The sequence below is a fragment of the Sphingopyxis sp. genome, assembly GCF_050916055.1.
GTDB lineage: Bacteria > Pseudomonadota > Alphaproteobacteria > Sphingomonadales > Sphingomonadaceae > Sphingopyxis.
Window position 1 is genome coordinate 375,887 of sequence record NZ_CP051527.1, and the last position, 14,025, is coordinate 389,911.

Annotated in this window: 13 protein-coding genes; 2 read left to right on the top strand and 11 right to left on the bottom strand. The window is 64.0% G+C overall.

What is annotated here, in order from left to right; genetic code table 11:
* Nucleotides 1–2 precede the first annotated feature (2 nt).
* The gene (locus tag HEQ22_RS01815; RefSeq protein WP_432769497.1) at nucleotides 3–1,613 is read left to right on the top strand and encodes an acyl-CoA carboxylase subunit beta; all 1,611 of its coding nucleotides are present in this window, start codon (nucleotides 3–5) and stop codon (nucleotides 1,611–1,613) included.
* Here the strand turns inward: HEQ22_RS01815 and HEQ22_RS01820 are convergent, their stop codons facing one another.
* Nucleotides 1,614–2,180 (bottom strand): winged helix DNA-binding protein, encoded by a 567-nt coding sequence (locus HEQ22_RS01820; RefSeq protein WP_432769498.1) that lies wholly within the window; start codon nucleotides 2,178–2,180, stop codon nucleotides 1,614–1,616.
* A gap of 178 nt (nucleotides 2,181–2,358) precedes the next feature.
* On the opposite strand from HEQ22_RS01820, the gene HEQ22_RS01825 reads away from it, so the two are divergent.
* A complete protein-coding gene (locus HEQ22_RS01825; protein WP_432769499.1) occupies nucleotides 2,359–4,617 on the top strand; it encodes a TonB-dependent receptor in 2,259 nt (752 codons plus the stop codon).
* A 628-nt stretch (nucleotides 4,618–5,245) separates the two neighbouring features.
* Here HEQ22_RS01825 and HEQ22_RS01830 read toward each other — a convergent pair.
* From HEQ22_RS01830 to HEQ22_RS01875, 10 genes are all read right to left on the bottom strand, one after another.
* Entirely contained in the window at nucleotides 5,246–6,280 is a 1,035-nt protein-coding gene (locus HEQ22_RS01830; protein WP_432769500.1) for a hypothetical protein, read from the bottom strand.
* An 80-nt stretch (nucleotides 6,281–6,360) separates the two neighbouring features.
* A complete protein-coding gene (locus HEQ22_RS01835; protein WP_432769501.1) occupies nucleotides 6,361–6,825 on the bottom strand; it encodes a hypothetical protein in 465 nt (154 codons plus the stop codon).
* Entirely contained in the window at nucleotides 6,822–7,835 is a 1,014-nt protein-coding gene (locus HEQ22_RS01840) for a phosphotransferase family protein (RefSeq protein ID WP_432769502.1), read from the bottom strand. The genes HEQ22_RS01835 and HEQ22_RS01840 overlap by 4 nt, the downstream gene beginning before the upstream one ends.
* On the bottom strand, nucleotides 7,832–9,415 hold the full coding sequence (locus HEQ22_RS01845) for an AMP-binding protein (RefSeq protein WP_432770922.1): 1,584 nt from the start codon (nucleotides 9,413–9,415) through the stop codon (nucleotides 7,832–7,834). Before HEQ22_RS01845 ends, HEQ22_RS01840 begins: the two co-directional genes overlap by 4 nt.
* Before the next feature lies 1 nt (nucleotide 9,416).
* The gene (locus tag HEQ22_RS01850; RefSeq protein WP_432769503.1) at nucleotides 9,417–10,193 is read right to left on the bottom strand and encodes an SDR family NAD(P)-dependent oxidoreductase; all 777 of its coding nucleotides are present in this window, start codon (nucleotides 10,191–10,193) and stop codon (nucleotides 9,417–9,419) included.
* Nucleotides 10,190–10,594 carry a PaaI family thioesterase gene (locus HEQ22_RS01855; RefSeq protein WP_432769504.1) on the bottom strand — a complete coding sequence of 135 codons (405 nt, stop codon included), beginning with the start codon at nucleotides 10,592–10,594 and terminating at the stop codon, nucleotides 10,190–10,192. The genes HEQ22_RS01850 and HEQ22_RS01855 overlap by 4 nt, the downstream gene beginning before the upstream one ends.
* Nucleotides 10,591–11,403, bottom strand: a complete 813-nt coding sequence (locus HEQ22_RS01860; RefSeq protein WP_432769505.1) for an enoyl-CoA hydratase/isomerase family protein — start codon at nucleotides 11,401–11,403, stop codon at nucleotides 10,591–10,593. The genes HEQ22_RS01855 and HEQ22_RS01860 overlap by 4 nt, the downstream gene beginning before the upstream one ends.
* A complete protein-coding gene (locus tag HEQ22_RS01865; RefSeq protein WP_432769506.1) occupies nucleotides 11,400–12,281 on the bottom strand; it encodes an SDR family NAD(P)-dependent oxidoreductase in 882 nt (293 codons plus the stop codon). Before HEQ22_RS01865 ends, HEQ22_RS01860 begins: the two co-directional genes overlap by 4 nt.
* On the bottom strand, nucleotides 12,278–13,441 hold the full coding sequence (locus tag HEQ22_RS01870; protein ID WP_432769507.1) for an acyl-CoA dehydrogenase family protein: 1,164 nt from the start codon (nucleotides 13,439–13,441) through the stop codon (nucleotides 12,278–12,280). Before HEQ22_RS01870 ends, HEQ22_RS01865 begins: the two co-directional genes overlap by 4 nt.
* Before the next feature lie 13 nt (nucleotides 13,442–13,454).
* Complete coding sequence (locus tag HEQ22_RS01875) at nucleotides 13,455–13,934, bottom strand: MarR family winged helix-turn-helix transcriptional regulator (protein WP_432769508.1); 480 nt, start codon at nucleotides 13,932–13,934, stop codon at nucleotides 13,455–13,457.
* Nucleotides 13,935–14,025 lie beyond the last annotated feature (91 nt).

The following is a 14,025-nucleotide window of genomic DNA, read 5'->3' on the forward strand; positions in this document are numbered from 1 at the left end:
TTATGCGGCGCATCGAAAGCAGGATATCGACGGCTTCGGCCGAATTTTCCGCCAATGCGGCGCATCACCGCGCCATCGCGGCCGACCTTGCCGAGCGGCAGCGCGCGGCGCGCGACGATCGGCCGCAAAGGGACCGCGACCGGCTGGCGCGGCAAGGGAAGATGGGGCTGCGCGACCGGCTCGACGCCCTGCTTGACCCGGGCACGCCCTTTCTCGAGCTTTCGACTCTCGCGGCGGGCCGCGCCTATGACGGCGAAGTACCCGGCGCAGGGCAGCTTTGCGGGATCGGCGTCGTGGGCGGGCGCGAGGTGATGATCCGCGCCGACGATCCCGCGGTGAAGGGCGGCGCCTGGTATCCGCATTCGGTGAAGAAGATCGTGCGCGCGCTCGACATCGCGATCGAGAACCGGCTTCCTGTGCTGCATCTTTGCGACAGCGCGGGGGGCTTTCTGCCGCTGCAGGCCGATTTCTTCCCCGACCGCTATCATGCCGGCCGCATTTTCCGGAACCAGTCGATCCTCTCGAAGCTCGCCGTCCCGCAGGTCGCGATCGTCATGGGCCATTGCACCGCCGGCGGCGCCTATATCCCGGCGCTCAGCGATTATTCGGTGATCGTTCGCGGCACCGGCGCGGTTTTTCTGGGAGGTCCGCCGCTCGTCAAGGCGGCGACCGGCGAGATCGTGAGCGTCGACGAGCTCGGCGGCGCCGATATGCACACCAGCGTCTCGGGCGTCGCCGACTACCCGGCCGCATCGGAGGCGCATGGAATCGCGCTTGCCCGTGAAGTCATGGCGACGCTCGCGCCGCGTCCCAAGACGCGGATCGACGAAGCCGCAGCCGAGCCGCCGGCTTATGATCCCGAGGAGCTTTACGGCATCTTGCCGCGCGATGGGCGCACTCAGCTCGATATGCGCGAGGTGATAGCGCGCATGGTCGACGGCAGCCGTTTCCACGAATATCAGCCTGCCTTCGGCACCACGCTCGTCTGCGGCTTCGCGCGCATCTGGGGCTATAAGGTCGGGATCCTTGCCAACAATGGCGTGCTCTTTTCCGAAAGCGCGCTCAAGGGAACGCACTTCATCCAGCTGTGCGACAAGGACCGCACGCCGCTGCTCTTCCTCCAGAATATCACCGGCTTCATGGTCGGGCGCGATTATGAGCGCGGCGGCATCACCAAGGATGGCGCGAAGATGATCATGGCGGTCTCGGGCGCGAGCGTGCCCAAGTTCACCGTCAACGCCAATGCGAGCTATGGCGCGGGCACCTATGGCATGGCGGGGCGCGCCTTCGACAGCCGCTTTCTCTTCTCCTGGCCGCATGCGCAGGTCGGGGTGATGGGCGCCGAGCAGGCGGCTAATGTGCTGACCGAGGTGAAGATGCGCCAGCTCGCGCGCGAGGAGCGCACGCTTGGCGAGGCAGAGGCGGCCGCGATCCGTGACCCGATCCTTGCCGAATATGCCGACAAGGCGAGCGCCTGGCACGCGACGTCCGAGCTTTGGGACGATGGTATTCTCGATCCGGTCGCGACGCGTAATGCGCTTGGGATCGCGATATCGGCTTCGCTCAACGCGCCGATCGACGATCCGGCGCATTATGGCGTGTTCCGGATGTGATCAGCTTGCGCCGCTTTCTGACGACTCGGGGTCGGTGCTAAGCGGCTGGAAGGCCAGCTTGAAGAACTGGATGCCGCGATCGAGTTGCTGCTGGTCGACATGTTCGAGGTGACGACCGAGATAGTCGAGCGACTGGCGGATCGATTCGTCGATGAAGGCGCGGCCTTTCGGGGTCAGGCACACGAGCTTCTCGCGGCCCGAGGTCGGATTCTCGATCTGTTTCACAAGCTCGAGCGGCGGGCGGGTGAGCTCGCGCAGCAGGTTCGAGACGCTCGAATTGCTGATTTCGAACCAGGCCGAGAGCCGCTCCTCGATGAGCTTGCGGCGGAGCCAGCCGTCTTTGTCGCCGCGCGAGTGGATGAGCCAGAGGATCGTGCCCTGCTTCCGCGAAATGCGGCCTTGGCCCATGACCGTCTCGACGTCGATCCCGATCCGGTAGTGCATGGGATAATAGAAGGAGAGGAGGTCGGCGAGGCTCGCCTGCCACTTCTCGTCGGCGGATCCTTGCGCCTTATCCCCAGCCGCGCGGCTGGTCGGCGTCATGCCCGAACTGGCTTGCTTTCCCATGTGTGTCCTCTCCCGGCGTGACTGTGCCATGAAGCCCACAAATTCAACAGTGAAATTATTTGATTGTGCAATTCTTGCATTATTTCATTTCTGCAGTTAGTGCCGTCCTGCAGCCGGACCCGGGAAGGGAAGGCGCAGACCGAGGCTGGCCAACGAAGCCGGCAGAAAGGGAGAGACAATGCAAAAGGCGATCCGCGGCGCAGGTGCGTCCATCCTCACTTTGGCGCTGCTCGGCGCCGCGCCGGCGATGGCGCAGGACAGCGAAACCGAAACCGATACCGATACCAAGGTCCAGGGCAGCGACGCTGCGCCAGGCGAAATCATCGTGACCGCCCAGAAGAGGTCGCAGCGCCTCCAGGATGTGCCGGTCTCGATCTCGGCCTTCACGAGCGAGCAGCTCGAAGGCAGCGGCATCATCAACCTGACCCAGATCGCACCGCGCGTTCCTGGCTTTTACGGCGGCAGCGCGGGCGCGACCCGGCCGCAGCTCTATATCCGCGGCATTGGCAGCCGCCAGTTCGACGCGGGCTCTGAAGCGTCGGTCGGCGTGTTCGTCGACGAAGTCTATCTCGGGCGCACCGCGGGCACGCTCGGTGCGCTGCGCGATATCGAACGCATCGAAGTGCTTAAAGGTCCGCAGGGCACCCTCTATGGCCGCAACACGATCGGCGGCGCGATCAACGTCATCACCAAGGGGCCGACCGACAGCTTCGCGCTCGAAGCCGAGGCGGGGATCGGCAACTACGACGCCTATAATGTCTTCGCGGCGGTCTCGGGTCCGCTGCTCGGCGATACCGTCAAAGGCCGCATCGCCGGCTGGCGCACCTTCTCGGAGGGCTATATGCGCAATCCGCAGACCGGCAATCATGCGCAGGGCATCGACAATTATGGCGGGCGGCTGCGCCTCGATTTCGAGCCAAGCGCCGATTTTCGCATCAGCCTGATCGGCGAACTGCTGCGCGACGACGGCTATTCCTTCTCGGGCAAGAGCGAAGGGACGATCGTCAATCCGAACGCGGTCTTTTTCGCGCGCGCCGGCGCGATGCCGGTCAAAACCCCCGGCCGCTACGCCGAGCGTACCGATCGCGACAATCTGCTCGACCGAAATGTCGAGACCTTTAGCGGCAAGCTCGAATGGGATGTCGGTCTCGGCACTTTGACCTCGATCACCGCCTATCGCCACAACCGCGCGATCGACGACCGCGATTTCGACAACACGTCGCTCGACGTGATCCAGCAGGTCAGCGACGAACGCAGCAAGCAGTTCACGCAGGAATTGCGCTTCGCTTCCGATCCGAGCGGCCCGTTGTCGTTCGGGGGCGCGGTCGACTGGATCGTCGGCGGCTTCTATTACAATGATCGCAGCACCCGCATCGACACCTTCAACTTCGGCGCCGACAGCGTGAAGTTCGCGCTCACCGGCGCGCGCCAGACCGACGTCGCGGCGACCCGCTACCAGACCAAGAGCCTCGCGGCCTTCGCTCAGGCGACCGTGCATATCACCGATGCGCTCGATTTGACGCTCGGTGGGCGCTACACCGAGGATGACAAGGACGCGATCTCGAGTGGCACCACCACCGCGCCGGGAATCCCGCTCGTCGCCGCCAATTTCACCACTGGGCAGGGCGGCAAGTTCAGTTCGTTCGATCCGCGCGTCACCCTGTCGTACCAGCCCACGCGCGATCTCAATTTCTACGCAAGCTACAATCAGGGCTTCAAGTCCGGCGGCTTTCAATATGTGCCCTTCTCGGCGGCGCAGGCGAATGTCGTGTTCGAACCCGAAAGCCTCGATGCTTATGAGGTCGGCTTCAAGACCCAGCTCCTCGACCAGCGCCTGACCTTCAACGGCTCGGCCTATTATTATGATTATAAGGATCTCCAGGTGCTACGCGTCGTTGCGGTGCCGGGCGGCGGCGCGGCGACCTTGATCACCAATGCCGCGACCAGCGAGATCAAGGGGTTCGAGCTCGAACTTGTCGCGCGTCCGTCGGACCGCTTCGAGGCGAACCTCAGCTACGCTTACACCGACGCTAAATATAAGGCCTTCCCGTTCAACGCGACGACCGACTTCTCGGACACGCGGCTCGTCCGTGCGCCAGTGCACTCGGTCAATGTCGGCGCGCAGTGGACGCTTCCGTTTGGCGGCGGCAATTCGCTTCAGCTGCGTGCCGATTATGCGCTGCTCAGCCAATTCTTCTTCGAGCCCGGCGAAGGAAACGCGATTTACGGCACGACGACACCGCTGGCGGTCCAGCCGAGCTACGGATTGCTCGACCTTCGCGCGACCGCGCGGATCGGTGATTTCCGCGTCAGCGCTTTCGTGATGAACGCGACCGACAAATATTACCGCCGCACCGTCCTCGCGCTGCCAGGGCAGCTCGTCGGCTATGCCGGCGCGCCGCGCACCTACGGCCTGACGATAGGCTGGTCCATATGATCTCGACGAGGAGGCGGCGGGCCTTTGGCCAGCCGCCTCCTCGTGTTTAGCGGAACAAGCCGAGAGGCGTATGTTGCTGCACGTCTCGCTATCTGGCGTTCTTTTAGGGTTCGCGCATGCGGGGAATTTCATCGCACGATTGATTTAATGAATCAGTTAACCTGTAAAAGGGTGGAGCGATGCGATCGTCAGCCGCGTCGGCAAGACCGGACCCGTCGCGATGATCGGGGGCGTCGCCCGAAATCCGGCCGCTGTCCATCATATCGAGAAGGTTCTCGGCAAGCCGCTCCTGCTGCCCGAGCCCCCAGATCGCGGGCGCATTGGGCGCGGCGCTACTGGCATTCGACGACTATCGCGCCGCCCTTGGCAGTTCGGCCGTGCCTGAAGACGATGCTGATCTGGAGAGTCGGATCGGAATTCCGGGGAATTGCGCCCCCGCGTGCAAGGGCGATCCGGCAGCTGCGATCGCGGGCGCTCATCACTGCGCTAGTATCAAGCGAGGCCTTCCTCCGCCCATGGCCGCCGGCCGCGCAATCTCTCATGGCACGCGCCATTCCAGGCGCGCCAGCCGAGGATTATCCGATCCCCGAATGTTGGCATGCCGCCGAGCTACCCACGAGCGAACGATCTAGATCGGAGGGAAAGCCTGTACGCCAGGGTAGCGAGCATAGCCTTCACCCACACCATATTCCATGATGCCCCAGCCGATGTTGTCACCATCGCGAACTTCGATGACATGGTCGGACAGGGTGCGCAACGCGGCTCGATCGGCGTCGCCGTCCAGTTTCCAGCGGCTGTGACTTGCAAAAAGTTTGCCCTTGTCGTCGCCGTGGAACCAGCCGTCGAGCCCACCATAAAGACCGCCCTTGAGAAAGTAGCGCGCGGGCAGGGCGCGCACGTCTAGCTTGCGCCGGCTGCCGTCGCTGAAGACAGGCTCGAGCACCGCGGACCGCACCGTCTGGCCCATCGGATCGTCGGCCCAGTCGATGTCGTGTGTCATCGCGACTAGCCGCCGCGTATTGCCCGGACGTTCGCCGACGGGCCGGACCTCTTCACCCGTGATATATATGCTATCGCCAGGCGAACGTTCCTTGAGGAAGAGCTGCAGGCCGTAGTCGGCGAACTGCACCGTGATCCAGAGAAACAGGAAGGGGGGATAGAAGGTCATCGGCAGATGCGCCGGATCGGTGCGCATTTCGGCCCGGATGCCCCAGCTATGGTCGCGCTGTCCCCACCAGTTTTCGGGCGTCACGTCCCACCGCTCGCCGTCGAGTGCGATCCAGCCGCGATACCGCCCGAGCTGTTGGACGCGGGCCATGTCTTCGGTGACCCGTCCCTTGCGACGGCGGAAATGCGCCTCTTCCTCATGGGCATTCATGCTCGCGTGGAAATCGAGATCGAAGGTCAGGCCGGACTCGTTTTCCGCGAGCGAAAGATGGTGATGGCGCAGCCCTTCTACCACTTCGATCGCCAATGGACCGAGCGCCGTATCGAGCGGATTGGGCCGCGCGTGGCGGCTGACGCGAAAATCGATCTGTTCGCCGCCGCGCGTGATCCCGGCGAAGGCGTCCATCACGTTGCGGTTCGGATGATAGCCGAGCCCGATGTCGAAAATGACATCGCCGCCCGGAACCGGATGGCCGGTGTACCACAGCCGCTCCATCCACGCCGGATCGCTAGACTGGACATGATCGAAAGTCGTCGTCGTCTGGTGGCCGATCAGATCGTCCTGTGGGGTCAGCATTATGGTTCGTCCTTGTCGGGTTCGCGGCCCAGCGAAATTTCGGCAAACATCGGGCGCGCGCTGGTCGTGAGCTCATATCGGATCTGGCGGGTCAGATAGGCGTCGAGGGCGTTCTGTATCGCTACCGGAGGCGACGACTGGACCGCGAGCCAGTCGATGAGAGCGGCGACCTCTCGGTCGCCAAGGTCGCGCGATGGAACGTCGGCCGCTAGCGGTATGGACAGCGACGGCATATCGGCAGGCCGGTTCGGCACGGCAGCGATCGCATCGTGGAGATCGCGGAGCGCCGCTACCTGCTCGCCCAGAAAGGCCGGCGACCAGTCGCCGCGCAGCTTCAGGCTTTCGAGCATGAAGATCACCCCATAGGCCTGACCTCGCGCGAACTCCCCGTCCATTACGGGGATCAGGTCGCGGCGCAGCACGTCGACCATGCCTTCGATCAGGCGGGCAAAGCTGTTGTTCATGCCGCCACCAGCAATTTCTCGATCTGGCGCAAGGTGGGCGCGATCTGGGTTGCCATTGCCGGCATGCGCATATCGCGAAACCCGTTGCGCTCGAACGCATAGGCGGCCGCGATATGCGTCACGGCAAGCTTGAGCAACGAGAACAGCGTGTAATAATGAACGTTGGCCGGATTGACCGCTACGCCGGTCTTTGCCGCATGGCGATCATAAAGCTCCTCGCGCGATACCAGCTTGGACATCAGCGGCGTACCACCACGATACTGCGGCAGGCAGGTCCAGGCAATGTCCTCGTGCGGATCGCCAAGATGCACGAGCTCCCAGTCAAGGATCGCGGTAATCCGCCCGTCGACCTCGAGGAAATTGCCGAGGCGATAGTCACCGTGGATGATGCTGAGCCGCGGCGCGGCGGGCGGGTTTGCCCGCAGCCAGCCGATGAGCTTGTGGAGCATCGGATGCGACCGTAGGGCCCAGCGGTGGTATCCGGCCTCCCAACGTTCGACCTCGCGCAGCGCCACATTTTCCTTGGTGAGGCCGTCGCCGAAGCGGGCGAGCGGGCTGCCCCGCCAGTCGATGACGTGGAGCGCCCCGAGCCCGTCGGCGAATTGTGCGCCGATCGTAGCCCGCGCCGCGTCCGACAAGCCATCGTCATCCCCCCACGGGATCGGAGTCGATCCCTTTGCCTTATCGACGATTAGAAAGGGACCGCCGAGGATGCTGCTGTCGTCCGACCAGTAATGCGGACGCGGTGCCGCGACTGATGACCCCTGAACCGCCGCGAGCGCGGCAAATTCCGGCTCGGCGCTATAGGGAGCATAAAGGCCGTTTCCCGGGCCGATGCGAAGGATAAGGTCCTGCGTGCCGCTCTCGGATTTCAGCGTGAAGGCATAGGTGATCCACGAGAAGCCCGATGGGAATTGCACCATGTCGCCAACGCGCGGCCCGACAACGCCATGCTGCACAAACCAGGTCTCCAGCCGAGCAGGCAGGTCCGAGGCGGAAGCGACGCTCAAGCCCCGGACTCCGCGAGAAGTTTGCGCAGCGCTGCTTTTTGCACCTTGCCGGTTGGTGTTTGCGGTAGCGCCTCAAGAAACAGCACTTGCTTGGGAACCTTGTAGCCGGCGATCAACGTGCGGCAGTGCGCGATGATCGCGGCGTCGGTCAGTCCAGCGGACGGATCGACAATCACCGCCGCCGTCACCCGCTCACCCCATTTCGCATCCGGCAGGCCGACGACGCCGCATTGGCGAATTCCAGGGAGCTTGCCGAGTGCGCCTTCGACCTCGGCCGAGTAGATATTCTCTCCGCCGCTGATGATCATGTCCTTGGCGCGATCGACGATGGTGAGAAATCCCGCCGCATCCATTCGTCCGAGATCGCCAGTGCGATACCAGCCGCTCCGCCAGGCTTCGGCCGTTGCGTTGGGGTGTCCCAGGTAGCGGGCAAACGCCATCGGACTGCGAGCCTCGACCTCGCCAACGGTTCCCGCTGGCACGACCTGGCCGTCGGCATCGACAATACGTATCACACACAGCGGCAAAGCGCGGCCGCACGAAGCCAGGATCGCCGCATCGTCGGTGAAATGGTCCTCGGGCCGCAGGATCGTAACAAAATTTGCCTCGGTTGTGCCATAGACCTGGATCAGGTCGCAGCCAATTTCGGCGCGCGCGCGCATCATCGTCGTCGCGCCGATCGGTGAACCGAAATAGATGATCGAGCGAAGCGCCGCAAATGCCTCGGGCGAGGCGCGCGGATGATCGAGCAGCAACTGGATCGCCGCCGGAACGATCGGGGCCATGCTCACCCGGTCGCGGTTGATGGCTTCGATGCACAGATCGGGGTCGAACTGCGGCACCATGGTGATCGCCGTCCCGTTGAGCAGCGCGTAAAGGCACAGCCAGCTGCCACCCAGGTGAAAATTGGGCATCGCCATCAACATGACGTCGCCTTCCCCCCAAGCCAGCGCGGGTTCGAGTGCGGTGCACAGGAAAGACCAAGCGAAATTGCCTTGCGTCGTCGCGACGCCCTTGGGCAGGCCGGTGGTGCCGGAGGTGAAGGACACGAGACCGATTTCATTCGCATCGACGTCGCGGGTCACCGCGCCGGCATCTCCGGCTGCCAGCCAGGCACCATAGGCATCGTCTTCGGTACCGAACACGACGAGCGGGAAATGGGTGGAGCAGCCATCGCGGACCTGTGCAAACACCGTTTCGAATTCGGCGGCGACCACGACCAACGCGGGCTTGGCATTGTCGACGATCTGGACCAGTTCGGCGGACGCGCAACGCCAGTTGAACGGCGCGAGCGCGCAGCCCGCCTTGCTTGCGCCGAACCAGAGCTCCCAGAATTCGATGCTGTTCTTGCCGAAATAGCCGACGAGCGTCCCTGGTCCTGCGCCAATCGCGATCAACTGGCTGGCGATACGGTTGCTGCGCTCGTCGAACGCCGCATAGCTGCGCCTACGGTCACCATCGATTAGCGCGATCGCGTCGGGCGTCTTGGTCGCCCAATAAGGTGCGATATCGGCGATACTGCGGATCTGGTCGAACTGCCAGTTGGCGAGCTGGGAATCGGAAAGGCTGTGCTGGTTCATATCAGGCCACCGAGATGCCGCCGTTGATGCTGATTGCCTGGCCCGTGATGCGGCGTGCGGCCGGGCTGGCAAGGTAGAGCGCCATCGCCGCCAGGTCGCTTGCGTCGGCGAGGCCCAGGTGCGCCATCGCAGCAGCTTTCTGGAACAGTTTGGCAGCAAAGGGACTGCTGTCGATGAGCGCCGCCCCGGGCGTGTCGGCGATCAGCGACGGCGTCAGTAGGTTTATGCGGATACCGCAGCGCTTTTCCTCAAGTGCGGCGGCGCGTGCGAACATCACGATGCACCCCATCGCCGCTCCCACGAGCGTTTCGCCTGGGGTAGCGGTCTTGGCGGCGTCGGATGCGACGATAACCATCGCGCCGCCGCCGGCGGCGCGCATCGCCGGCAGCACGGCAGTCATCATGTGGAGCGGCGGCCGGGTGATTTCATCGATCCGCGGCATGACCTCGTCGATCGGGATTTCGTGGAGCAATTCCGGAGGGTGGCTGGGCCCGGTCGTGCACATCAGGACGTCGATCTGCCCGAGAAGGACGCGCGCCTTGGTTGCGGCTCGCACGGCATCCTCGGCGTCTGCCGCGTCGACGCGAACGAAGGCGATCGAAGCGCCCGGTACACGCGCCAGCAGCTTGGTCACGGCAGCCGCGCCGCGGTCGTCGTTGCGACCGAGAACAACGACACGCGCTCCGGTTTCGGCAAATTGCGCGGCGGCTTCGAACCCGACACCCGCCGTGCCGCCTAATATCGCGACCCCGCATTCACCAAGCGACTTCTCCATCATGGCGTCTTGCTCGCATTGCGATAAATGCCCGAGGTGCGCGCTACCGGCTCGCCATCGGCCGTGATGATCGCCTGGGTGAAGACCAGCGTTCGCGTGGCCTTAGGGCAGACGACCTCGGCCTCGACCCACGCCCCCGGCTCGACCGGCGCGAGATATTCGACCGTCAGGCTGATCGTCGCACGATGCGCGTCATATGCTTCGGGGCCGACTGCGCTGATCTGCATGTCGGCGAAGGTCGCCATCGCGCCCCCGTGGCAGCCGCCGACGGGGTTCAGATGCTGCGGCCCGACGCGGAAGCCGATCTTGTGTTCGGCCAGATTGACATAGGCCGGGCCGAACCCGTCGTTGTAGCCGCAGTTCAGAGCAAGGGGTTCGAACCCGTCGGGCACATCCTCGCTCACAGCGCCGAGGCATTCTTGCCGACCCGGCCGCGGTCCTGCTTGGCCAGGAATTCTTCCGATCGACGGACCAGTTCGGGATTGCCTCCGCACAGCGCATAACCGAACAGGCATTCGACCTTCAGCTGTTCGTCGAGCGTCCGTCCGACAACTTCGAAAATCGTTTCCTTTGCCGACTCAACGGCGCGCCGGTCGTTGCGCAATATGCGGGCCGCCATATCCTCTGCTGCCGCCATCAACTCATCGTGCGGCACGACCTTCGAGACCATGTTCGTCATCAACGCGCGCTGGGCGTCGATCGGTTCGCCGGTCAACTCCATTTCGAGCGCGATGCCAACGCCGCAGGTATTGACGAGCCGGACGATGCCACCGTCGGCAGGATGCATGCCGCGGCGCAGCTCGAAGGAGCCGAATTGCGCGCGTTCGGACGCAATGCGGATATCGCACGCCATCGCCAGCTCGAGCCCGCCGCCGAGCACCCAGCCGTTGCACGCCGCGATGATCGGCTTGTAGATGCGGTGAAGCCCGCGGGTGATGCCCCCGGCGAAGCCGTCGTCGAGCTTGTCGCGGCCGAGCGACGGGCCGACGCCGTCCCACTCGGGAACATGAGTCCGCAGATCGGCACCCGCGCAAAAGGCGTCGCCGGTGCCGGTGAGGATCGCGATACGCAGTTCCTCGTCATCGCGAAAGTCGATCCAGATCTCACGCAGGCGATCATGCACATCGAGGTCGATGGCATTCTTCACCTCCGGCCGGTTGAGAGTGATATAGGCGATCGGCCCACGCTTTTCATAAAGAACTTTCTCGGTCATGACTTGTCCTTGGCGGCGAGGATGGCGGGCGGTGCCGCGCGATGAAAGCCGTCATACGGCTGGCTTTTGTTGGATGGCGTAAGCGGCCCCCAGACGCGCCGCGCATTGGGCGCCCCACCATCGACGCGGATCGTCGCGCCGGTGACGAACGCGGCAGCGGGCGAAAGCAGGAAGACGATCGCGGCCGAGACTTCCGCTTCAGACCCGAAGCGCTGCAATGGAATTTCACGCGCGATGTCATTCTGGATATAGGGGGTGTCGGCGGCATCATAAGTGTCGAGGCCGCTCGAGGCGATCGCTCCCGGCGCCACACAATTCACCCGCACATTTGCCGCCGCCCACTCGCTCGCCGCGCTTTCGCTGAGCGTCAGCATTCCGCCGCGCGAGGCGCCCGAATGCGCATAGTTTGGCCAGCCATTTTCGATATCCGCGATCATGTTGACGATCGCCCCCCCATGCGCCTCCATCCAGCGGACATAGACTTCGCGCATGACGATGAAGCCGCCGGTCAGATTGGTGCGCACCACGGCCTCGAAGCCGCGCGTCGTGATGTCGCGCAGCGGCGCGCGATATTGTCCGCCGGCGTTGTTGAACAGCCCGTCGATCTTGCCGTGCGCTGCCAGTACCGCCTCGACCATCGCGATCACTTGTTCCTCGTCGCGGATGTCGCAAACATGGGTCGAGGCCTTGCCGCCGTCGGAGGCGATCTCGTCCTTTACCGTCCCCAGCTTCTCCGGCTTGCGACCGACCAGCGCGACCGTGGCCCCGAGCGCTGCCAGCTCATGCGCCGTGCAACGGCCGATTCCGCTGCCGCCGCCGGTGACGATAACGACCTGGCCGGTATAGAGGCCGGGGCGAAAGACCGATGCGTAGCTCACGCCGCTGCCGCCTGACGCTTGGGGTCGGCGGCGCGCCCGACGCGCGCGCGCGCGACTATCAACTTCATGATCTGTGCGGTGCCGTCGCCTATCTCGAGCCCCATCACGTCGCGCATCCGCTGCTGGTGCGGCAGATCCATCGACCATCCATAATGTCCGAAGGTCAGCAAGCATTGATGGATGACATCGAAGGCCGTGCGCGGTCCGAACCATTTGATCATCGCCGCCTCCACTGTGTGCGGCTGTCCTACATCGCGCAGCGCGAGCGCATGATAGGCAAGCTGTCGCGCCGCGGCGATTTGCGTCTCGCCCTCAACAATCGGAAAGGTGACTCCTTGAAACTGGGCGATCGGCCCGCCGAACGCCTCGCGCTCGGCGGAATAGGCCCATGCCTCGTCGATCGAGGCTTGCGCCGCGCCAATGCATTGCAGCGCGATCAGAGCGCGGCTGAAATCGAAACCTGCCATGACTTCGGTAAAGCCGCGCCCTTCGGCCCCCAGCCGATGCGAAGCAGGAACGCGGACGCCGTCGAAGAAGACCGATCCCCGGCCAGAGGCATGGCTGCCGACGTCTCGGTACCGCGTCGTCGACAGCCCCTCGGCCGTGGCGGGCACCAGGAAAGCGGTGACGCCGCTCGATCCCGTTCCGTCGCCGAGGCGCGCGAAGACGACATAAACGCTTGCCTGACCGGCGAAGCTGGTCGAAGCCTTCTCGCCGTCGAGAATATAATCGTCCCCCTCCTTGCGGGCACGAAGGCGGAGAGCGGTGGCGTCCGACCCGGCGTGGGGTTCGGTGATGGACAATGCCAGCGTTGCCTCGCCGCGGCAGACCTTGGGCAGCCATTCATCCTTTACGGTATCTGTCCCGTTGCGAACAATGATCGTCCCGCAAAGCGACTGGACCACCGCCAGCGCCGATACATTGAAATCGCCATAGGCCAGCTCTTCTGCAATGATCCCTGCGGTCACCGCGCTGGCGCCCATGCCGCCATAGGCTTCGGGCAGGTCGATGCCGATCAGCCCCATTTCGCCCATCTCGCGCACCAGGCCCGGTTCGAACGCCGCGTCTATCTCGCGCTGGAGATAATTGGGCAACAGCCGCTCGCGGGCGAAGCGTCGCGCCGCATCCTTCAGGGCCAGTTGGTCGTCCGTGAAAATCATGCTGTCTTGTCTCTCATGTGTCGAGTTGCGGTTCGAAGGCGTGTCGGTCGAAGGATATGACTGCTTTGCGGAGCAAGGCGGCCAGCTGAGCGAATTCGTCGTGGTTCAGCCCGGCGAATGCATGCTGCATCGGCGCGGCGAAGTCGCGAAGGCCGCTTTGTGTGCGCGACCGTCCGCTGGACGTGATCCTGACGCTGTGACGCCGGGCATCGGTCGGGTCGCTGATCCGTTCGACCAGGGAATCGCGCGACAGCGCGTCGACAATCTGGCTCATATGGGCGCGGCTAGCTCCGATCAGCTCACTGAGCTTGGCCGGCGGCGCTTCACCCTCCTGTTCGGCCATCAACAGGCAGAGCACGTGGAAGGAGCTTTCGGACAGCCCCATGTGACGGAACACCGGCTCGAAATATTGCCCGAGGCCCACGACGCAGATGCGCAGCAGTCGCACCATGATCGTTTCGTCCATGGGCAGGTCGGGCAGTGCGGCAGCCATCGGTGCCACACTTTTGTCTACTGCCGCCAGCCGCTCCGCTCCACGCATTCCTTCTACCTTCCAATTATATGGGGACCCTACCGGGGCGCGG